The following is a 21478-nucleotide window of genomic DNA, read 5'->3' on the forward strand; positions in this document are numbered from 1 at the left end:
CCTTAGTTCGAAATTCGCGGGTCAAGCCACACGTACAGCAGATCAGCAATGAAGTTGGCAGTCAGAACCGCCGTCACTAAGATCAATAAGATAGCTTGGATAAGTGGGTAATCACGCGCAACGATGCCCTTCAGCAGAATGTTGCCCAAACCCTGGTAGTTGAACACCACCTCAGTCATGATTGAACCTGCGAATGAAAAACCAATCGCCATCGCAATCGCTGTTGCAACAGGTAAAATCGCATTACGACCGGCGTAGCGGCCCATCACTTTATAGCTGCTTAAGCCTTTCGCTTCTGCCATGGTGACGTAGTCTTCACCCAGTACGTTGATCATCGCGTTACGCATGTTGAACACCCAAGTGGAGATACCCACTACCACCATTGAGCCCATTGGTAGTACCGCATGTTTCGCCACACTACTGATGAATTCCCAGTTGAAGCCCGGCTCCAATGAAGGGTCATAAGTGTATGCTAGCGGCAGCAGTTCCATCTTCAAACCGACGAAATAGAACAACAGCAATGCAGTTACGATGTATGGGAAATTACTGATGAAGGCCAACACTGGTGGCATAATTTGACCAAACAAGCCCTCGCGATGATAAGAAGCATAAGTACCGATACTCACGCCAATGATCAGTGCGACAATCAGAGAACCAAGCGCTAGAAACATGGTCCATGGGAGTGCCATAGCAATCACTTCAGATACGCTAACTGGGAACATCAGAACCGATGGACCAAGTTCAAGCGTAAATACACTTTTCATGTACGCGATGTATTGAACAAAAATGTTGCCGTCAACAAAGCCGTACATCTCACGTACAGCATCCATCTGAGCAGGATCCATTCGACCTTGTGCTGCTGCAAATAAAGCGTCAACTGGGTCACCTGGCATTAAGCGTGGCAACATAAAGTTGAACGAGATCGCAATCAGAAAGGCAGTAAAATAAAAGCCAAATCGGCGAGCAAGAAACGACATATCAAACCTTTAACTTACGAGCCACAACACGCACTTACTTTTGCAATTACGGTTGCGGCTCCGATGTTAATTAAAAAAACCTACCTACAATTGAAAGTGCTAGTTATTTCAGATGTAGGTTGTTCAGGATGATCACGCGCTTACCGCCGTCATACCAAACCGGTTGGATGTAAGGGTCTTTCTCGCTTGGCCAGCCAACGATTTTCTTAGTGCTGTACTGGAACCAAGTTGCATTAGAGAACAAAGGGATAAATGGCATATTTTCTGCGGTGAACTCTTGAAGCTCAGAAATGATCGCTTCTTGTTTCTTCGTATCACCAATTTTACCAAAGCTCTCAATTAGCTTATCGATTTCAGGTGAGTGAACACCATGACCTGCGTGGAAGCCTTTACCTATACGAGAGGTGTGGTAGTACTCTTGGAACGCCAGAATTGGGTTATCCGACACCATTGACCAGTTGATCGACATGGTGAACGCACTGTCTTTCAGGTTCTTATCGTAAACCGCCCAGTCAACCGTCTTCACGTTGGCTTTGATGCCCACATCGGCATAGTATTCCGTCACCATCTGAACCACTTGGATCCAGTCTGTCCAACCGTTAACCACTTCAATATCGAACTCAACCGTTGAGCCATCTTTGTTGTCACGGAAGCCATCACCATTACGGTCAACAATGCCCGCTTCATCAAGTAAGGCCTTCGCTTTGCCTGCATCGTATTGCGTCAAATGTCCGTATTTTTTGTTCACTTCAGCATCAATGTGACTCTTGTAAAGTTCGGCGATGCCGCCCACATTATAGTTCACAGTAGGGTAACCATAGGCCGCAATATCAACGATCGCTTCACGGTCTAGCGCCATTGAAAGTGCCTGACGTACACGTAGGTCATCAAATGGTGCTTTTTTGGTATTCACGTAAAGATGAATCGCATCATTTGCTGGGTACCAGAAATGGTTGTTCTCTTTGTCTTGATTAACAAACGTCGATTCAACATCAGCGATAAAGTTTGAACCCCAGTCGATCTCACCCTTAATCAAAGCGGGTTGAATTTGTGAGTTATCGTTGTATGAACGGTAGTTTACACAGTCAAGGTATGGGCGATTCTCTAAGTAGTAGTTTTCGTTACGGCACAACTCCATTTGCTGAGGTTTAACGTACTTCACGGTCGTCATCGGGCCACTACCGACTGGATTCGGGTTAGTAAAAGTAGGGTAATCCGTTACTTTTGACCACGTATGTTTCGGAACAATGTGATATGCACCGATGCTCCAAAGGAAGGTCGAATCAGCTTCTGCAAGATCAAACACAACGGTATGTTTATCGGTCGCTTTAATGCTAGTCAGGTTACCTGTCGGCCAAATCGCTTTTACATCAAATGCTGGCGCTTTCTTCGTCAGCTCAAAACTGAATACCACATCTTCCGCTGTCAGCGGAGCGCCATCAGACCATTGCAGGCCGTCACGTAATTTCAAGGTAATGGTTTTTAGATCGTCTGAGTACTGTACAGATTCCGCTAGGCGAAAGTGCGTTTCACCTGTCATGTTATTCAGGACGAACAACGGCTCATACATAATGCCATGTAGCAGATCGCCTGATGTGTAAGGGTTAAAATTTTTCACAAAACCGGTGTTAATGATTGGCACTGTCAGCGTACCACCTTGTTTAATGCTGTCCGCTTGAGCAGTAGTGGCAAGCATCATACTGGCAGCAAAGGCAGCAAGTAGGGTTTTCTTATGCATCACATTGTCCTTTTATAATATTGGATTCGAAAAGAAAGCGCTTTCTTAGTGAATCAAAAAATAAAGCGACTCAATTGAGTGGTCTCATTCGCTTGGCCATTACGACTCATCGCAAATAGGCTATAAACCACAACAGGAAAGCGCTTTCTTTGCCTTACCATAGTCGTAAATCTCGCAAAGTTCTTCAATGAAAGGGAGTAAAAACAACGCATTGATCACAACATGAAAAATTCTTTAATATCAATAACTTAAAAACAATAGAGATCTCACTTATGTTTTTAACCCTTATAATTCAACAAGTTAAGCACCTATCGCTTAGCTCGGCTTTTGTGAACCAATCCAAGTTTATCTCTACTTACCATTGCCACTTAGACCAAACATGTCACCGCCCAATATCAAAGGCTCAATTGACTACAACTCGTGCTGATGCACACAAAATCAGCACAAACATTAAGAAAGCGCTTTCAAAATCTAATATTCAGTGAAATCATCCATTCGTCTGAGTAAATTTGAGGAACAAACATGGTTCATTTTTGGAATGGCAACAAATCAGTGATTCGCCAAGAATTCGAATGGAAAGTGCTACAGCTTGTGCTACAACAGACGAAGTTAAACATCATTATAAACAATGACTTGACTGATTACCCAAGCGCTAAAGATGAAGGACTTGTTTTTTCACATGGCACCGATGTATTGGTTACAGTGGCGGGCAATCGCAAGTTTACGCCAGGAGCCTATTCTATGATTCCACAACCTCTATGCCGAGGACTGTTAGGCTGCCGTATATTGATCATACACAAGAGTCGGTTAGCAGAATTTAGTCGATTGACGCCGTTGCAGCTCAAGCAGTTAAGCGTTGGTATTCCGGCCACGTGGGCTGATGCTGAGCTGTTTCGTTTCAATCAATATCACGTTGTCGAACAAGGGAGCTTGCAAGAGAGGCTGATCGCGGTACAGAACGGTGAGTGTGATTACGTCTCTCTTGGAGCCAATGAAGCCGAGGCAATTGTCACTCAATTTGCGCACCTCACGCCGGATTTGGTCGTGGAGCCGAGCATACTACTCTACTACCCATTCCCTTTGGTTTTTTATTGCCACCCAGAAAAAGCAGCATTGCAGAAAGCCATTGCCCGAGGGTTAGAGCGTTGCTTAGCCAACGGAGAGCTAGATATGCTATTTGAACAGACTTATGGCGCGGAAGTACAAGCTGTCAAACTCCACCAACGCCGTGTTTTTCAGTTAGTGAATCCAATCTTACCAAGCGAATTTACGGGTTATCAGTCAGAATTACTGCCCATTTAACATCAGCTCGGGCGAAATTTAGATACCGTCGACTCCCGCACAATTAAGTTTATCGGTGGGAGTCGGGGACTGCATTTTTCGCCAGTTAGCAGGCTCAAGATTAACTCTGCACACACCACACCGAGCTCCTCAATGGGCTGACGTAATGTGGTTAATCCAGGAGTAAAGTACTTCGACGCAGGCAAATCGTCAAAGCCAATGACAGAGACATCTTCTGGTACTCTCAAACCATGATCATGCAGAGCTTTAATAGCCCCATACGCCATCTGGTCATTAGAGGCAAACAACGCGGAAAAGTGCACCTTAGATTTGATCAACTCTACTGTACGCTCATAACCAACCTCGCTACTAAAATCGCCCTGCTTAATCAGATTATTGCGCACTATAATCCCAGCTTCGGTCAGCGCCTTTTTGTAACCAACAAAGCGTGACACTGCGTCTGGCTGATTAAGCGAACCTTTAATATGTGCAATGTTCACATGCCCTTGTTGCAACAAGTGCAGCGTCGCCATGTGACCGCCAAGCACATTATCAATATTCACCGATTGCAACTTGTTATCCATACAGCTGTAGCCCACGGCGACCACGGGGATCTTTTTGGAATAATCCACCAGTTCTTTCTCTGTCAAACTGCCCGCCACAACAATCACGCCATCGACATTACTCTTCTCTAAATAACTCAGCGCTTGTCGTTGTATGCTGTGTTGCCAATATCCAGAGGCAATCACAAGGGAATAGCCTTTCGATCCGAGAAACCGCTCCATGTCGTTAAAGATGCGACTGATAAAGGGGCTTCCTGGATTTTGTACCAACACGCCAATCGTCATCGAACGTGTGTTGGTGCCTTGATTCATGTGGTAATTGGGCTTGTAGTCTAGCGTTTTAATCGCATCTTCAATCGCGATAGTTTTGTCTTGGGAGATAAACGTTGTGCGATTAAGAAAACGCGATACGGTGCTAGGAGAGACACTGGCTAATTTAGCCACATCGTAAATCGAAGGAGAACGTTTTTTCTTTTTCATAGGTTATTCAGCAGATCCAGGCAGGCAAATGATAAAAATATAAATGACGGAAAATTTTCACTCAATTCTATTTAGATATCGCATATGGATAAAAAAAGCCAGTGCACAAACACTGGCTCTTACACTTTTCCTACAACGCGATTTAGAAAGTCGCAAGCGAGTTTTCACTCAGCGCATCAAATAGGTGAATCGAATCCAAATCCAAGTACAGCGTGAGTGTATCTACATCCACTTCTGCGGCTTGAGTTTCCACCATCAGAGGCTGACCAGCAACTTCTGTTTTCAAGAGAATGCTTGCGCCTAATAGCTCTTTGTCTTTGATTTTCACTGGGAATGGCAACACGCGATCATGATCCACTTGCTCCGCTCGCAGATGAATGTCGGTTGGACGCACACCAAAATGCAGTGCAAGATTTTTCGATGCGTGCGCTTTAAAACGCTCCGGCAATGGAATACGAACATCGCCCAATTCTACTTCCCAATTGCCCTCTTCTCCCACCAACTTCGCATCCAGCATGTTCATTGATGGATTACCGATAAACTGCGCCACGAACTTGTTTGCAGGGCGCTGGAACACTTCCGTTGGCGTACCCACCTGAGCCACATAACCGTCTTTCAGAATCACGATGCGATCTGCCAATGTCATCGCTTCTATTTGATCGTGAGTCACATAAATCGTCGTGGTTTTTAACTCACGATGAAGGTGTTTGATTTCTTCACGCATCACACCACGTAGCTTGGCATCAAGGTTTGATAATGGCTCATCAAACAAGAATACTTTCGGTGTACGTACCATTGCTCGGCCCATCGCCACACGTTGACGCTGACCACCAGACAGCTCTTTTGGTTTGCGCTCAAGAAGCGCATCTAGCTCCAACATCTGCGCCGCTTTACGCACTTCGATGTCGATTTGGTCTTTCGGCATACCTTTCAATTTAAGTGCAAAGGCAATATTCTCGTAAACCGTCATATGCGGGTATAGCGCGTAGCTTTGGAACACCATCGCAAGGTCACGGTCTTTAGCGTCGATTTTGTTCATCAGCTTATCGCCAACATAAATCTCACCGCTAGAAATACTTTCTAGGCCAGCCAGCATTCGCAACGTAGTCGACTTACCACAACCTGATGGTCCAAGGAAAACCACGAATTCGCCGTCTTGTACGGTGAAATCAAAGTGCTTCACGACTTCCACATCATCGTAAGATTTCTTGATGTTTTTGAATTCTACTTTAGCCATTATCTGTTCTCCTCAGCTCGGTCTAGCAGCATGTTTCGGTACGCAATCGCACTCTGCTTGAAGGTGCGCTCTTGAGTTTGGTAATCAACGTGTACAATACCAAAGCGTTGTTTGTAACCATATGCCCACTCGAAGTTATCCATTAGACTCCAAGCGAAGTAGCCATTCACATTCACGCCAGCTTTAATCGCTTCATCAAGTGCTTCTAGATGTGATTGGAAGTAGCGCACGCGTTGTTCATCATTCACTTGGCCTGCAACATGGTGGTCATCACCCGCCGCTCCATTTTCGGTAATGTACAAAGGCGGTAGATTTGAATAACGCGTTTTCAAACGTAGCAATAAATCCGTCAATGCTTGTGGGTAGATTTCCCATCCAATAAAGGTGTGCTCCGCTTCTGGCTGAGGAATGCTCTCTAGCATGCCATTTTCATCGAATCGTACCACACAACGGGTGTAGAAGTTGATGCCAATAAAGTCTAGGTCTGTACGAATGATATCGAGGTCACCCTCTAGAATCATCGGCATGTTGTGCGCTTGACGCTTAAGTACGGTTTCTGGATATGTCCCTTTCAACACAGGATCCATAAACCAGTGGTAGCCTTCCGCATCGCTGTACTCTGCCGCTTCTGCGTCTGCCTCTGTGTAAGGGTACGCAGGCGTCGCATTGAACACACAACCGTGCATCGCATTTGGTGCGTTCTTGCGCATGTGTGGAATTGCCAAGCCATGACCCAACATCAGGTGGTGTGCCGACAAAAAGCCTTCACGCTCGCCTTTTATACCTGGCGCATGCTCACCCCAACGGTAGCCTAGGTAAGCAGAGCAGAATGGTTCGTTCAGTGTTGCGTAAGAGTCAATCTTGTCACCGAAGTAAGCACTAACTACATCCGCATACTCTGCAAACTTGTAAGCCGTTTCACGGTTCAGCCAACCACCTTTATCTTCAAGGTATTGAGGCAAGTCCCAGTGGTAAAGCGTCACGAACACTTTCAAACCACGAGCATGGCACTCATCGATGATTTGCTCGTAAAACTTAAGACCTTCTTCATTCACTTTGCCATCTTCTGGCAGAATGCGCGGCCATGCCATCGACAAACGATACGCATCGACACCGAGACCTTGAATCATCTCAATATCTTGTTTCCATAGGTGGAAGTGATCACACGCCACATCACCGTTATCGGCATTGTCTACTGCACCAGGCTTGTTGCAAAATGTATCCCAAATCGATGGTGTACGCCCACCAAGCTGTGCGCCCCCTTCAATTTGGTAAGAAGAGGTCGCGACACCAAATAGGAAATCAGGGTGGCGCATTTTAGAATCTTGGGGTAATTGGAATTTATTCATTATATTTTTATGCCTTAAATTTCTCTTAACCTTTCACAGCGCCTGATGTCAGACCGCTAATCATCTGTTTCGAAGCAAATAAGTAAGTAATTACTAACGGAAGAATGGAGATAGTGGTGCCAAGCATCACCGCACCCCATGGCGTATTTGGAATCCCTTGCACGCTTCGTAGTGCCTGAGTAATAACGTAGTTGTCTGGGGAGTTCAGTACCACCAATGGCTGCATAAACATGTTCCAGAAGAACACAAATTGGACAATGGCCAGTGTCGCTAGAGCTGGTTTCATCAATGGTAATACGACGCTCCAGTAAGTTCTAAATTCACCAGCGCCATCGAGTTTTGCCGCTTCCAAGAGTTCTTTTGGAATTGACGCGATCACGTGCTGACGCATGAGAAAGATACCAAATGGCGTTGCTGTAAATGGTAACCAAACGGCGATATGGCTATCTAGTAAACCTAGGAACTTCACGATCATGAAATACGGGATCAGGCTCAAAACAGGCGGAATCGCCATTGAACCCACCAACATACCAAACAGTAGGTTCTTACCTTTAAACTTGTACACTGCGAAGGCGTAGCCGCCCATGCTACAGAACAGTAATGAAATTGTCGTACCTAAAAAGGCAACATAAATCGAGTTAAACATCGCTTGCCAAAATGGCATAATTTCAAGCAGTTGAGCGTAGTTGTATGCCAAACTATCGCCAATCGCTAAGCTGATACCTGTACCGAAAATCTCCGAACGATCACGTGTCGACAATAGTGCAGACCATATAAATGGAAACACTGTGATAATTGCCGAGACAATCAATACAAAGGCTAGTAGCACCATCGCAACCTTCGTCAACAGGTGGGTGGTACGCTCGCTTGGCATAAGTCCGCTCAAGGGGGACGCTGTGGTTTTAATTGAGGTCGTCATGCTATTGCTCCCCTAAGCCTTTCTTACCAAAGAATAAGAATTGAATTGCCGTACACGTTGCGATTAGAGCAAACAGTAACCATGAGATTGCCGATGCAGTCCCCATCTCTAGCCACTCCCAACCTACTTTGTAAAGATACATAGAGATCGTTAGACCAGACTGACCGGTACCACCGCCCCCACGAGTCAAAACAAACGGTTCTTCAAATAACTGCAGATTCCCGATAATCGTCATGGTGATAGCAAAGAAGATAAATGGACGAATCATTGGTAATGAAATGTGCCAGAAGCGGCGGAATGCATTAGCACCATCCATACGTGCTGCTTCAAGAATGTCTTTTGGAATTGTCATCAAGCCTGTCGTGTAAAGCACGATATTAAAGCCGGTGTACTTCCAAAAAATCACAATAGCAATCGATGGTTTGATCATCGTTGCATCATCGAGCCAGCGAATTGGCTGATAATCATATACCCAAGAAAAAGCCCAACCTAATAGCTGGCTATCCGCCAAGGCAATCAAAGTTTGGTTGATAATGCCCGAGTTTGGCGAATACATATTAAAGAAGATGAGAGATGCAGCAACCGTAGAAGTAATAAATGGTAGGAAGTAAGCCGACGTCAACCAGTGACGCAAGCGATCGCCCATTGATACTAAAATATACGCTACAGGAATTGCCACTAAGTGCTGTGCAACACCTGAAGTGACAGCAAGCCATAAGGTATTTTTCAATGAGCGCCAAAGCCATGGGTCTGTGAGTGCAATGTGGTAATTTTCAAAACCAACAAACTGCATCGCATCCATGCCCTCTACAGGGTTCCACATTTGGAACGATAGAAAGACAGAAAACAGTAAAGGGAATATCCCAAAAACAGAAAAAATGATCAGAAACGGCAGAAGGAACCCATACGGTGTAAGCGCTTTCAAATTTAGATATGAAAAAAAGCTTTTACGACCCGTAGTTTCCATGACGTTGCTCGCTGCGTGATTCATAGTAACGACCTCTTACAAAGGAGGCGTTTGCACGCCTCCAAACTTTAAAACTAGCGAGTTGCTTACATATTACGTGTGCGGCGCTTAATTAGGCGCTCTGCTTCACTAAGTGCAACTTTAATATCTTTACCTTCATCAAGCACTTCCATCAGAGCATTTTCAAGAATGATTGAACGTGCTACGTGGTCGCCTTTTGCTGGTTGAACCGGCTTGATGTTTTTAGCAACTTCAGCAAAAACGAGACGTGCTTGCTGGCCACCAAGGAACGGTACTGGCTCTTGGAATAGCTCGTCATCGTACGTTGCTGTGTTCGCTGGGAATGCTGCAATCGTTTCAAAGTGCTTAAGCTGAACATCGCGATCTGCTGTCATGTATTCAATAAGTTTCCATGCTTCATCTGGGTTAGGTGATTGAGTTGGAATTGAAAGGAATGAACCACCCCAGCTACCATAAATGCCATCAGGAAGGTGCTCTACACCCCACTTACCAGCTGTATCTGGTGCAATCCAGTTATTTAGGTGGCCCAATAGCCATGCACCTGAAAGCTGCGTCGCGAATGTACCGTTACGGAAACCTTCGTACCATTCATTAGACCAAGCAAGGATGCGGCCATCTAAGCCTTTATCTCGAATCTGTTTTGCCACTGTAAATGCATGAACGAAGCGCTCTGAGGTCACCACTGGGTTCCCGTCTTTGTCGAAGTACAAGCCTTCACCTTCAGGAACGGTGGTAAAGATGATCGCTTGCGCAACGTCTGCTGCCGAAGCAATAAGCTGTATGTTTTGTTTTTTAAGCGTTTCACCCGCAGCGATGTAAGAATCCCAATCTTTGATCGCTTCGTTGATATCAATGCCCGCTTTTTCAAAGAGGTCGGTGCGGTAGTACATGACGCCAGGGCCTAAGTCGACAGGCATGCCGTAGATATCACCATCTGCACCTTTGCCTTGTGCCCATGCGTAAGGCGCAAAACTGTCTGCGTATTTATCTGCACCGTAATTTTCAGACAGGTTAACCAAACCACCTGAAGCCACAAATGGGCCAATTTTTTCTACATCAACAACAATCACATCACCCGCACCAGACCCCGTTGCCAAGTTGGTTGTCAGCTTGGTATGGTGGTCGCCATGATTGTTCATTAGGTAATCAACCTTAATACCGTTTTTTTTCTCGAAATCTGGCAGCAGTACTTTCAAGCTGCTATCGAAGTCAGGAAAGCCATCGAAGCGGATTTTGGTTTCGTCGGCAGCGTTTACCGTTGCAGCGACACCGAGTGCAGCAGTCATAGCAAGCGTCAAAGTTTTCAGTTTCATGTTGTCGTCCTTAATTATTGTTCTAGAGATTATTCAGTAACTTGACCGAACCTCTGGGTACTAGGGTTGGTGTGAGCTTGAAGTTCACATCACGTTTGTTCTTGTTCAGCGCTTGGATGACAAGTTGCACCGCCTCTGCGCTCATCTGTTCTATAGGGAAATTAACGGTGGTAAGGGCTGGCGTGAGATAGCGAGCAAACAAGATATCATCAAACCCCACTAGTGAAATTTGCTCTGGTACTTGCATGCCCTCTGCTTTCAACACTTCATAAGCGCCAAACGCCATGTGATCGTTACAGGCAAATACGGCAGTGAAAACACATTCACGTTTTAGCAACTTACGCATAGCACTGATGCCTGATTCTTCAGTAAAACCGGCCTCGGACACTAACGCTTCGTCATACGCGATTTCCGCTTCTTCAAGAGCCTTGCGGTAACCTTGTAGACGCCCCCGTGCGTCAGATTTGTCCAGAGGACCGGTAATACATGCAATGTTGCGATGCCCCATTCGCAACAAATATTCAGTCGCCATTCGGCCACCTAATTCGTTATCGATCTCGATACAACTGTGGGCCATTTCTGGGATATAACGGTTAACCAACACCACCGGAATCCCCTTGTTATCAAGATCAATCAAATAATCATCAGAAAGACTTTGCGTGTGCAAAATCATCGCATCGACACGGCGACCAAGCAGAAACTCTACCGATTCGCGCTGGCTTTGCTCTGTATTCGATCCCGCCGTAACAATCACGTGATAGCCCATACGTCGCAAGCGTTCTTCAATGCTGTGTAAAATACCGGAGTAAAATGGGCCACCTAACTCAGGAACAATGATGCCAATACTGCCAGTACGACTGGATGCGAGCGCCTGCGCAATCGAGTTTGGACGATAGCCTAAATCCTTAATTGCTTTTTCGACTTTGAGTTTCTTATCATGGCTAACGCGGCATGTACCGTTAATCACTCTAGAAACGGTCGCTTGAGAAACGCCTGCGTATTCAGACACATCTTTAATCGTCGCCACATCAACCTCTTTATGGACACCACATCGCAAGTTTCAAACACCTTCGAAACCGCTTTCATCAATCGATTATTCAATATCTAGCTAAGAATTAGCGTGAGTGAGTTCACAACAAGTTTGGGGCTAAATAGAGTAATTTGATAAAGAATGAGGCAACTTACAGTTTTCTTTTCACTTGTGAAACTGTTTCATGACCAGAAGAATTTGCCTGCCTCAGGAGATAAAAAAGCCTCCACGAGGGAGGCAAAAATACAAGAATTAAGAGTAAATAGATGGTAAGCATTTGATCGTTCTGCCTTAAACACTCACCACCTTAGCATGGACAGTAATTAACTAGGTGTGGCTTACCACCAAGCTTCGAACATTGCACCAACCGTTAGGGTGTCAAGATCGGTTGCCACTTTGTTGCCATTGTCATCAAAACCTGTGTACTCGTTATCGGCATTACCCACTGTTGCATAAAAACGTAGCATCGGACGTGACCAAGTATGTGGACCAATCGCCATGTTCTGAGACAACGTCATCTTCCAAGAGCTGTTCGTCGCATCGATGTCATCGTAATCCACGACGTTGTAACCACCTTCTAACCACGTCGAGTGTATGTCATTCCACTGGTACGTCGGGCGAACAATTGCATTGTAGTTCACACGACTGTCATTTCCTTCAACGTCTAGTGCTTGATAAGCCGCTAGATATTGGATTCCCGCTTTGTCTGTCAGCATTGTGCCGCCATCAAAGCTGACTAACGTCGCCGTTTGCCCTTCGGCTAAATCAAACACACTGTCTTTTGCGTTATCAGAGTAACGAACAATCAATCGTTGACCTGCCATCGACAACTCACCCGCCACTTGGTAAGACGTCACGCCATCCACGGATGTACCTTTCAATTTGTCTGACGTAAAACCGTAGTTCGCGTAAAGGCTAAGGTTTGCCATTTCACCCAACTGAATGCCATGCAATTTACTGGTAATAGCGTAGCGACCGTTGTCACCCACCATGTCACCCTCTACTTGCCCTATGGCACCAAAGTCGAACTTAGCAGCGCCTAAGTCTAGGTTATAAAAACCCGCACCTTGACCATCGTGCATCATCCAGAAGTAGTCGTTCAAATCAGTTTGTGGACGTTGATGGAAGTCACGGCCTGCCCATACGTATAGGTCTGGTTGATCTTCAAATAGATTGGCCGCTCCTGCGTAAAACTTCTTAAGGTTAACACCACCATCATCTGCCCATGAAGCATCTGCCCAATGCTCAAGCATTAACACGATATCCCAAATAGCACCACCGTCGCTCTCAAACGCGCGGGCAAACTGGTATTCACCACCGTTTTGTTCATTACCTAAACGACCTGTTGCGTTTCCGTTCAACGCCCCTGCCGTACCGACTGTCACTGCATCACTGCCCTGGTAAGCCGCGCCATAACGAGCATAACCAGAGAACACCACGCCTAGTGGCACTTCGGTTTCAGAAGTCAATACGGCTGGTTGCTGATCAAAAACGTAACCGGTTTGAATTTTGGTTTCTAGCTCTTGAATACGTTTTTCTAATGCCTCTACATCGGCATCAGCAGCAAAAGAAGGTAAAGAAGCAAGCGAAGCGGCCACCGCAATAGAGAGAGGTAAAACTTTAAAGCTTTTCATGTTATATCCCTAAAATTTGTATGTGTTGTTATCTCGTAAGGAATATTAAGGAATGAAAGCATTGAAAAGTTGCTGCTGCTTCACATGTCAGGAGCCCCAGAATGACATGAAACAACGCATGAAACAAAAAACACAATTTATTATTTACAATCATAGGGATAGAAAGAAAGAAACATGGCAATCACATTTGAAATCGCTTTCATTTCACCAATTTGTTTAATTTTTATCACGTTAATTTGCTCAATCCGATGGTATTTTTCACTCTCCTCTATGAAAAATTTCATTATTCTGAAAATATTCACAAGCCGTAAGTTTCTTACAATGCTATATACCTTGAGTAGAGGAGCGGATACAACCTAAGCAAACATATACATCATCCACAACCCCATCAGGAGGAAAGTGACTAACCAAATCACTTGACCAGTTTTACTCGGTTTCACTCTTTTTGACGGAAGGCAAGGTGTTAACGCTTTCTCTTTCGCTTTGGCCAATCGACTTTTCTCCAAAGCTTGTCGATAAGAGATTCTACGTCTGTGTGCTTCATTGGCCACGGTGGTAAAACGATGCCTTTGGTCTGTGGTAAAGTCTGCTGCATCATAGCGAGGAGGAAGATCAGAATGTTTAGATTGAATTGCCATTGTGTCCTCCTTAATTGACCTATGTATCTATTCTAAGTATATACGCTGTTGGCACTTTATTTCTAAAGACTGTTACAACTGGATAACATGCACAAAAAAACCACCCGACGGTGGCTTTCTTAATTTTTTCTTTGCTAAGCGCTTATAAATACTCACACAAATAAGCAGTGGCATCTTTTACTTCCAGTTCAAACGACGCGTTACCTTCCACTTCGAAGAACTCACCACTGTTGTATGTTACCCAATCGGCCTCACCTGCTTTCTTTACAATGAGTGCGCCTTTTACAACGGTCATACGTTCTGGGGCTTGGGTTCCAAACGTGTATTCTCCTGGAAGCATCACACCGACACTAACGTCTTGTCCTTGTTGGTCAAAACCGAGTGACTTTACACCGCCAGCAAAATAACTGTTTTCCTTAATATTCATTGTTGGTTTCCTTATCAAAAATCCGCTCTTTTTTACCCTGTATTGTTCTGCTACTCAAGCTCGACATTACCTATATCAACGAAGATGAACGACTAGCAGCCTTGTGTCGAAATGTAAAAGTGGACATTAGATCATAGTTTCAATATCACATTCTAGAGATTGTTTGTTTTTACAACTGAATCTTTCCACCATAACCCAAAAAACAAGAAGCAGGGATCATGACGAGCACAACACGCCAAAAACGTAAACAAGACCAAACTCCGCCTCCCTCATTTTGGGCACACCATCAGTTCAACATAATCAAAGGGGTATTTGTATTGTTCAGTTGTAGCTTACTAGGATTCATTAGCTATCAACTTTACGTATCCTATAACGACTACATTGATCCAAAAAAAGTCTATGGTGAGTGGATAGAGATTGGCGCACCGCCATACCAAACTGAGCATCTCAATTTCACTCCTGATGGTGTATTTCGAAATCATCGCCTTATTGCCACTCAATTTGAGTTCGATGGCAAGCAAATCACCTTAAACACAGGGCTAGGAAAAACAGCCTACCAAATATCTGGATCTCATCTCTCTCCTCAACTCCGTCGTGTCAAACCCGCCTTACCTGAGCAACGATTCGTCTCTAAAGAGTTCGAGCACACGGTGCAAGGCTCAGAAACCGGTGCTGCATCTAAGCGCCGCGCTGCGCTAAGCAATCACTTTGGTGGTGATTAGCGATATTAAATGCAAAAAGCTTTATTTCGCTCGCAAAATAACGCACACAAACTGAGTAGAAGATAAATTAAGTAGATGCCAAGAATTTATAAATTATTGGCTCGATTTAGCATTTTTCCTGCAAAACAATGTTGCCATAACGTTAAAGTTATGTAGCAAAGTCGATTCTTGGTTTATTTTTTCGCGCAAATAAATAAGCGTCTGAAATGCTAAATGCGATGCTTTTGCACTGCACGTAAACTAATTGTCTTTTCTGTCGCAAGAGCAGCTTATGTTCATAAGTGAACGTAAATTCAAGGATTGAGAGAGAAGTTATGATTCGATTTAACCTATGTGCAGCTGGGGTTGCCCTAGCACTATCTGGCGCGGCAAACGCGGCGCCTACCGCACCAAGTATCGATATGTACGGTTCCAACAACCTGCAGTTTTCTAAAATTGAGTTGGCAATGGAAACCACATCTGGCTACAACGACATGGTTAAGTACCATGATCTAGCTAAGATCAACGTGAAATTTAATCAGTGGAGCGGTACTTCTGGCGACACTTACAACATCTACTTTGATGGCGTAAAAGTGGCGACAGGCCCTATCACTGGTAGCCAAACCACGGCATCATTTGAATACGGCCAAGGTGGCTTGTACCAAATGGAAATCGAAGCGTGTGACGCAACAGGTTGTGCTAAGAGCGCACCAGCAGAGATCACTATCGCGGATACCGACGGTTCTCACTTGCCGCCTCTCACCATGAATGTTGACCCAAACAACAAAACCTACAACACAGACCCAAGCGTTGTGATCGGTACTTACTTTGTTGAATGGGGTATTTACGGCCGTAATTACACGGTTGATAACATGCCTGTCGATAACTTGACTCACATCATCTACGGTTTTATTCCTATCTGTGGCCCGAATGAATCAGTAAAATCGGTTGGCGGGAACAGCTTTAATGCGCTACAAACTGCGTGTCGTGGTGTGGATGACTATGAAGTGGTGATTCATGATCCTTGGGCAGCATTCCAAAAAAGTTTCCCTCAAGCGGGACATGAATACAGCACACCTATCAAAGGTAACTATGCGATGTTGATGGCGCTAAAACAGCGCAATCCTGATCTGAAAATTCTTCCTTCTATTGGCGGCTGGACTCTGTCAGATCCGTTTTATGATTTCGTCGATAAAACCAACCGTGACACCTTCGTTGCTTCGGTTGAAAAATTCCTGAAAACATGGAAGTTCTATGACGGTGTCGACATCGACTGGGAATACCCTGGTGGTAGTGGTGCTGCTGCTGATAAAGGTGATCCTGACAACGATGGTGCTGCATACGTTGCGCTAATGCGTGAACTGCGAGCAATGCTCGATGAGCTAGAAGCAGAAACAGGCCGTACTTTTGAGTTGACCTCTGCGATTAATGTTGGCTACGACAAAATCGAAGACGTTGATTACGCAGATGCGGTTCAGTACATGGATTACATCTTTGCAATGACATACGACTTCTACGGGGGTTGGAACAACGTTCCTGGCCATCAAGCCGGACTTTACTGCGGAAGCTTCATGCGTCCTGGCCAGTGTGACGGAAGCGGTGTCGATGAAAACGGCGAAGCGTACAAAGGCCCAGCTTACACGGCTGACAACGGCATCCAACTACTACTCGCGCAAGGCGTTCCTGCGAACAAACTGGTTCTAGGTGCAGCAATGTACGGCCGTGGTTGGGAAGGTGTTACACCAGATACGCTGACGGATCCAAACGACCCAATGACAGGTACTGCGACAGGTAAACTGAAAGGCAGCACGACTCAAGGCGTTTGGGAAGATGGCGTGATTGACTACAAAGGTATTAAGTCATTCATGCTAGGTGCGAACAACGCTGGCATCAACGGCTTTGAATACGGTTATGACGAGCTAGCAGAAGCACCTTGGGTGTGGAACCGTTCGACGGGTGAACTGATTACATTTGACGATCACCGCTCTGTATTGGCAAAAGGCAACTACGCAAAATCTCTGGGTCTAGCAGGTCTATTCTCTTGGGAAATTGATGCAGATAACGGCGACATTCTTAACGCAATGCACGAAGGCATGGCTGGTGGTGTCGTTGTTCCACCAAACCGCCAACCAACGGCAGCCGCTGGTTCAGACCAAGCAGTAACAGGTCCTGCAAGTGTTGTTCTTGATGGCAGCAACTCAACTGACTCTGATGGCACAATCGCAAGCTACGCTTGGGAGCAAGTATCAGGTACTGCAGTGGCTCTATCTGGCGCGAACACTGCGACAGCAAGCTTTGATGTAGCACAAGTGACTGCAGAAGAGCAGCTAACGTTCAAACTAACAGTAACCGATGACAAAGGCGCAACCGCTTCTGATCTCGTTGTAGTCACGGTTAAGCCTGCTGGTGTGATTGATCCACCAAACACTGCGCCAGTTGCAAAAGTTTCTACACCTACAACAGTGAACGCTGGCGACGTAGTCGTGATTGATGCTTCAGCTTCTAGCGATGCTGACAACGACACGCTAACGTTTGATTGGACGCTACCTCAAGGTCTAAACGCTACGGTTAACGGCGCGAAAGTGACGTTCACGGCAGCAGAATACCCACAAGACACAAGCCTAAGCTTCACTGTCAGCGTAAGCGATGGTCAAGCAACTTCGACTGCAAGCGCTACGGTTGTTGTCGCGAAACACAACCCAAATCCTGGAACGTGTGACAATGCCTGGGATGCCAGCACAATTTACACCGGCGGTAACCAAGTCACTCACGCAGGCAAGACCTGGGAAGCGAAATGGTGGACTCGTGGCGAGGATCCAACCAAGTCTGGTCAATGGGGTGTTTGGAAAGAGGTTGGCCTAGCAAGCTGCAACTAAGTTCCACTAATGCAATGTCACTTTGACATTATTAAAAAAAGAAAAGGACAGCTTCGGCTGTCCTTTGTTATTCAGTGCTATTGAATTTCTTGTATCAAGCGGTCAAAACTGCGAAACACCTCTTCACACTTCATCACACGCCCATGACCTTGGCCCTGAGTGGTCACCAGTTCCACTCGTTCAATTTCATTCGCAGCCTGAACCGATACACTGTGCTTAGTGAACTTGTCTTGTTCATCATGAACGATGATGGTTGGCGAAAAACGTTCTGAGAGGCGCCTAAATGGGTCAATGGATTGTAAAGGGTAACTAAACTGATCTTCGATTTCTGATACCACGGCGTTGAACAGTTTCATCGAGTAACCTGAACGGGTAATAGTGCCAAATAAATTCTCAACATAGTTCAGCACTGGCGCAATCAGCAACAGTGGTTTGTTTTCAAGCTTACTATGACGACACTCCAACGCAGAAGCCGTCCCCATACTGTGCCCCACCAAACCTGCGACATCACCCACCGAATCAAGCACATCCTCTAAACCACGTACAAACGATGGAATGTGACCATATTGCCCTTCGCTTTCACCATGCGCAGGGTGATCGTAAGCCAAAGCCGTATAGCCTTTTTGTGCAATGTATTCCATCAAAGGGTAGAACTGACTGGCGGTTCCAGACCAACCGTGAGTGAGCACCCAAACCGGTCCAGTACCGAGTGAATAGGTTTTGATCACCCCTGTGTAACCTTGCAACTCACTTTTAATCAGTCCTTTAGGCTCGGCATTCTTTGCCCGTGTCCTTACCGGAGTAAGCAGTAACTTTCGCGCCGTGTTTTTAGCATGTGTTGGGGCCAACGTATGGTGCAATCGTGTACTAATGTTGACCAAACTGCGTTTAATGCTGAAACGCTGCGAGGTGTTAAAGTAGATTTTCTCACTCATGATCTTTTCCTTAGCTATCAGCTTTGCACAAAATAGAACGGTCGTGCTTTTTGTGCTGATAAGAAAGAGCGCTCTGTGTCGCCCTTTGTTATAAAACGCTTACTATGCCCCTGACCGCAGGGCTAATGCTTCCATCGAGTAAACAAGTTATCGATACCCTGCCAGAACAGTCTCTGGCTTTCTTGTTCCCCTTTGATCGAATAAAACACATGCGCACTCAAGTACTGCCCGTACAGATCAAAGGTCGCTTGTTGCGTATCTAAATCCGCCCTAAACTCATGGTTTTCTTTGCCTTTTATCACTTGAATTTGCAAGTAATTCAACCAAGTATCAATCGACTGACGCAGTGCTAATTGCAGTGGGCAATCCTCTTCTGCCGCGTCATTCCATGCATCAAGAAACATGCAACTGCCTTGAAACGAATGATTCCACGTCATCCAGGCATCCAACAGACCACGAATCTTTCGCTCAATATTGCTATCCCCAAACTCTCTCGCAGGTGCGATAACTCGCTCAGCAAATACGTCATTTGCATAGGCCAATACCGAGAGCTGTAAATTCAACTTGGCGTTAAAATGTGCGAATAAGCCACTTTTTGACATTCCACATTGTTTTGCGAGTTCGCCAATCGTGAGGCTTTCTAAGCCATTTTCACTCGCCAACTGAAATGCGCGCTGAAGAATGAGTTCTTTGGTCACTTTTCCTTTATTCATACCTATAGTTTTAGCACGGTCGTTCTTTTTTGTAACCTTAAATTTTCCGATATCAGGCTAGCGAAGAAAGACGGATAAGTTTGAGCTGGATCTAAATTTCGGAAACGGATTGCCATCAATTGATCATGACTTGATTTTTTACCTAAGCTAATCAGGTCTTTACCTGCTAAGTTTGCGCTGATTTTTTCATTTATTTTAGGTAAGCATACTATGGCAACCACCCAAAAAATTGCCAGTTTAGAATTTGCTCGCATCATTGCGATGTTTGCAATTGTTGGACTTCACTGCCAGATGGCCCTCACCTATTGGCAATGGGATGAAGTGCCTTGGGTAGGCTATATACTCAACCAGCTCGCTCGCTTCGCCGTCCCGCTGTTTTTCCTCATTTCCGGCTATTTGATTCAACCAAAGTTAAGCGAGCGCCCTCTCGAGACACTAAAAAGTTACGCCAAGCCACTAATGAAGATCTGGCTGATATGGAGCATGATATGTCTAGCTGTGCCATTTCGCTGGCACACCGTGGCTGAAGCGGGCTATTTAGCCGAGCGCCAAGGTTACTGGGGCTACTTAATGACCACCCCATTGAATTCCTTGTTAGAAGGTGGCTTGGTGCATCTATGGTTTATTCCTGCACTCGTGATTGCGGTTGCGTTGATCGCGTTATTAGTTCGTATTCGTATGGCTCAGTTGCTGCTACCAACGGCGGTACTGCTCTACATCTATGGCGTTTTCGCCGGCAGTTACATTACGCTCACCGAACTACCAACCCTATTCTTTACTCGTAACGGTCCGTTTTTCAGTACCCTGCTTGTCGTACTCGGCTATCTGGCAAGGCAACAGCAATGGCATTGGTCACGCAATAACACGATTCGTTTCATCTTGCTCGGTATGGCACTACATTTCGGTGAAGCGTATTACTTAATGAATGCCGACATTGCCTTCAACTCACATGATTTCCTCTTTGGTACGGTTATTTGGGCACTCGCAGTGTTCATGTGGTTATTGGCTCACCCGAATTTTGGCAACATGCCATGGGTGTTTAAATGGTCTCCGCGTATTCTCGGTATTTATGTCAGCCACTTATTGGTGATCATCATGATGAAGAATGTGGCCGGTATTTTGGGGTTACAAGGCTTAACAGGTGATCTGTTTCTTTATTCCGCCACCATCGTTATCACTGTGCTGTTAGTGACCGCGATTGAAGCCTCTCCATTTAAAAAGCTATTGCTGCGCTAAATTCATTCAGAACTTCATACCCAAGTAACCTCAAGATTCTTGGGTATATATCGCTTGCTCTTACACTTAAGGTTTAGAGCAAGCCTCATAAAAAATGAGAGCACTCTCTCACTCAGAAAAATTCTCATTTTTAAACCAACAGAATTTGCTTCCTCTCACAAAAAACATCGTTCATTTGTTTTAGATTACTCTTTATCAACAAAACGCTCATTAAACGGAGGCTGTATGTGGGCAGGTCAGGAACTCATTCCTTTTTTAGAAATTAGCCATTGGCTAACTTATGGTTTATACGCTGCAGCAGTCCTATTTGGCGCAGCGAGCATTGCGTCGCTCAGAAAGTAGTGACGCAAGCTACATTTATCAAAAACTCCTCCTGTTAAATTCGAGCTTTCTCACACTTAACCCTCTAATTTATGACTAAAATTTCTCCAGTAAGACAAAGG

General features: G+C 45.3%; 18 protein-coding genes. 4 read left to right on the plus strand and 14 right to left on the minus strand.

Features of this window, described 5'->3' with window-relative positions; all coding sequences use genetic code 11:
- Positions 1-2: 2 nt before the first annotated feature.
- Positions 3-977 (minus strand): ABC transporter permease, encoded by a 975-nt coding sequence (locus ACVA54_RS02070; protein ID WP_099078409.1) that lies wholly within the window; start codon positions 975-977, stop codon positions 3-5.
- A 103-nt stretch (positions 978-1080) separates the two neighbouring features.
- A complete protein-coding gene (locus ACVA54_RS02075) occupies positions 1081-2715 on the minus strand; it encodes an ABC transporter substrate-binding protein (protein WP_446608625.1) in 1635 nt (544 codons plus the stop codon).
- A gap of 522 nt (positions 2716-3237) precedes the next feature.
- Here ACVA54_RS02075 and ACVA54_RS02080 point away from each other — a divergent pair.
- Entirely contained in the window at positions 3238-4017 is a 780-nt protein-coding gene (locus ACVA54_RS02080; protein WP_446645504.1) for an ABC transporter substrate-binding protein, read from the plus strand.
- A gap of 2 nt (positions 4018-4019) precedes the next feature.
- On the opposite strand, the gene ACVA54_RS02085 is transcribed toward ACVA54_RS02080, so the two are convergent.
- The 10 genes from ACVA54_RS02085 to ppnP form a co-directional block, all read right to left on the minus strand.
- A complete protein-coding gene (locus ACVA54_RS02085) occupies positions 4020-5039 on the minus strand; it encodes a LacI family DNA-binding transcriptional regulator (RefSeq protein WP_099078412.1) in 1020 nt (339 codons plus the stop codon).
- 142 nt (positions 5040-5181) lie between these two features.
- Positions 5182-6276 carry an ABC transporter ATP-binding protein gene (locus ACVA54_RS02090; protein WP_119464171.1) on the minus strand — a complete coding sequence of 365 codons (1095 nt, stop codon included), beginning with the start codon at positions 6274-6276 and terminating at the stop codon, positions 5182-5184.
- The gene (locus ACVA54_RS02095; RefSeq protein WP_446649372.1) at positions 6276-7625 is read right to left on the minus strand and encodes a GH1 family beta-glucosidase; all 1350 of its coding nucleotides are present in this window, start codon (positions 7623-7625) and stop codon (positions 6276-6278) included. The genes ACVA54_RS02090 and ACVA54_RS02095 overlap by 1 nt, the downstream gene beginning before the upstream one ends.
- A gap of 25 nt (positions 7626-7650) precedes the next feature.
- Entirely contained in the window at positions 7651-8499 is an 849-nt protein-coding gene (locus tag ACVA54_RS02100) for a carbohydrate ABC transporter permease (protein WP_182852660.1), read from the minus strand.
- Between the two features lie 46 nt (positions 8500-8545).
- On the minus strand, positions 8546-9535 hold the full coding sequence (locus ACVA54_RS02105) for a carbohydrate ABC transporter permease (RefSeq protein ID WP_099078416.1): 990 nt from the start codon (positions 9533-9535) through the stop codon (positions 8546-8548).
- Between the two features lie 62 nt (positions 9536-9597).
- Complete coding sequence (locus tag ACVA54_RS02110; RefSeq protein WP_099078417.1) at positions 9598-10845, minus strand: ABC transporter substrate-binding protein; 1248 nt, start codon at positions 10843-10845, stop codon at positions 9598-9600.
- A 22-nt stretch (positions 10846-10867) separates the two neighbouring features.
- Entirely contained in the window at positions 10868-11872 is a 1005-nt protein-coding gene (locus tag ACVA54_RS02115; RefSeq protein ID WP_099078418.1) for a LacI family DNA-binding transcriptional regulator, read from the minus strand.
- A gap of 341 nt (positions 11873-12213) precedes the next feature.
- Positions 12214-13509, minus strand: a complete 1296-nt coding sequence (locus tag ACVA54_RS02120; protein WP_119464168.1) for a carbohydrate porin — start codon at positions 13507-13509, stop codon at positions 12214-12216.
- 356 nt (positions 13510-13865) lie between these two features.
- Entirely contained in the window at positions 13866-14147 is a 282-nt protein-coding gene (locus ACVA54_RS02125) for a hypothetical protein (RefSeq protein WP_099078420.1), read from the minus strand.
- A gap of 142 nt (positions 14148-14289) precedes the next feature.
- Positions 14290-14574 (minus strand): pyrimidine/purine nucleoside phosphorylase, encoded by a 285-nt coding sequence (gene ppnP, locus ACVA54_RS02130; RefSeq protein WP_099078421.1) that lies wholly within the window; start codon positions 14572-14574, stop codon positions 14290-14292.
- 218 nt (positions 14575-14792) lie between these two features.
- On the opposite strand from ppnP, the gene ACVA54_RS02135 reads away from it, so the two are divergent.
- The gene (locus ACVA54_RS02135; protein ID WP_446579179.1) at positions 14793-15296 is read left to right on the plus strand and encodes a DUF2850 domain-containing protein; all 504 of its coding nucleotides are present in this window, start codon (positions 14793-14795) and stop codon (positions 15294-15296) included.
- A 314-nt stretch (positions 15297-15610) separates the two neighbouring features.
- The gene (locus tag ACVA54_RS02140) at positions 15611-18151 is read left to right on the plus strand and encodes a glycosyl hydrolase family 18 protein (RefSeq protein ID WP_446617190.1); all 2541 of its coding nucleotides are present in this window, start codon (positions 15611-15613) and stop codon (positions 18149-18151) included.
- Between the two features lie 77 nt (positions 18152-18228).
- Here the strand turns inward: ACVA54_RS02140 and ACVA54_RS02145 are convergent, their stop codons facing one another.
- Both ACVA54_RS02145 and ACVA54_RS02150 read right to left on the minus strand, forming a co-directional pair.
- Positions 18229-19086, minus strand: a complete 858-nt coding sequence (locus ACVA54_RS02145; RefSeq protein ID WP_446617189.1) for an alpha/beta hydrolase — start codon at positions 19084-19086, stop codon at positions 18229-18231.
- 122 nt (positions 19087-19208) lie between these two features.
- Complete coding sequence (locus ACVA54_RS02150) at positions 19209-19799, minus strand: TetR/AcrR family transcriptional regulator (RefSeq protein ID WP_119464164.1); 591 nt, start codon at positions 19797-19799, stop codon at positions 19209-19211.
- A 210-nt stretch (positions 19800-20009) separates the two neighbouring features.
- Here ACVA54_RS02150 and ACVA54_RS02155 point away from each other — a divergent pair, with 210 nt between their 5' ends.
- Positions 20010-21035, plus strand: coding sequence for an acyltransferase (locus tag ACVA54_RS02155; protein ID WP_099078426.1), 1026 nt, complete (start codon positions 20010-20012; stop codon positions 21033-21035).
- Positions 21036-21478 lie beyond the last annotated feature (443 nt).

The organism is Vibrio sp. PNB23_22_6 (assembly GCF_052877535.1).

Bases quoted from the DNA above. Each gene is read 5' to 3' on its own strand.
- ACVA54_RS02070 (WP_099078409.1), bottom strand. From the start codon at position 977: ATGTCGTTTCTTGCTCGCCGATTTGGCTTTTATTTTACTGCCTTTCTG.
- ACVA54_RS02075 (WP_446608625.1), bottom strand. From the start codon at position 2,715: ATGCATAAGAAAACCCTACTTGCTGCCTTTGCTGCCAGTATGATGCTT.
- ACVA54_RS02080 (WP_446645504.1), top strand. From the start codon at position 3,238: ATGGTTCATTTTTGGAATGGCAACAAATCAGTGATTCGCCAAGAATTC.
- ACVA54_RS02085 (WP_099078412.1), bottom strand. From the start codon at position 5,039: ATGAAAAAGAAAAAACGTTCTCCTTCGATTTACGATGTGGCTAAATTA.
- ACVA54_RS02090 (WP_119464171.1), bottom strand. From the start codon at position 6,276: ATGGCTAAAGTAGAATTCAAAAACATCAAGAAATCTTACGATGATGTG.
- ACVA54_RS02095 (WP_446649372.1), bottom strand. From the start codon at position 7,625: ATGAATAAATTCCAATTACCCCAAGATTCTAAAATGCGCCACCCTGAT.
- ACVA54_RS02100 (WP_182852660.1), bottom strand. From the start codon at position 8,499: ATGCCAAGCGAGCGTACCACCCACCTGTTGACGAAGGTTGCGATGGTG.
- ACVA54_RS02105 (WP_099078416.1), bottom strand. From the start codon at position 9,535: ATGAATCACGCAGCGAGCAACGTCATGGAAACTACGGGTCGTAAAAGC.
- ACVA54_RS02110 (WP_099078417.1), bottom strand. From the start codon at position 10,845: ATGAAACTGAAAACTTTGACGCTTGCTATGACTGCTGCACTCGGTGTC.
- ACVA54_RS02120 (WP_119464168.1), bottom strand. From the start codon at position 13,509: ATGAAAAGCTTTAAAGTTTTACCTCTCTCTATTGCGGTGGCCGCTTCG.
- ACVA54_RS02125 (WP_099078420.1), bottom strand. From the start codon at position 14,147: ATGGCAATTCAATCTAAACATTCTGATCTTCCTCCTCGCTATGATGCA.
- ppnP (WP_099078421.1), bottom strand. From the start codon at position 14,574: ATGAATATTAAGGAAAACAGTTATTTTGCTGGCGGTGTAAAGTCACTC.
- ACVA54_RS02135 (WP_446579179.1), top strand. From the start codon at position 14,793: ATGACGAGCACAACACGCCAAAAACGTAAACAAGACCAAACTCCGCCT.
- ACVA54_RS02140 (WP_446617190.1), top strand. From the start codon at position 15,611: ATGATTCGATTTAACCTATGTGCAGCTGGGGTTGCCCTAGCACTATCT.
- ACVA54_RS02145 (WP_446617189.1), bottom strand. From the start codon at position 19,086: ATGAGTGAGAAAATCTACTTTAACACCTCGCAGCGTTTCAGCATTAAA.
- ACVA54_RS02150 (WP_119464164.1), bottom strand. From the start codon at position 19,799: ATGAATAAAGGAAAAGTGACCAAAGAACTCATTCTTCAGCGCGCATTT.
- ACVA54_RS02155 (WP_099078426.1), top strand. From the start codon at position 20,010: ATGGCAACCACCCAAAAAATTGCCAGTTTAGAATTTGCTCGCATCATT.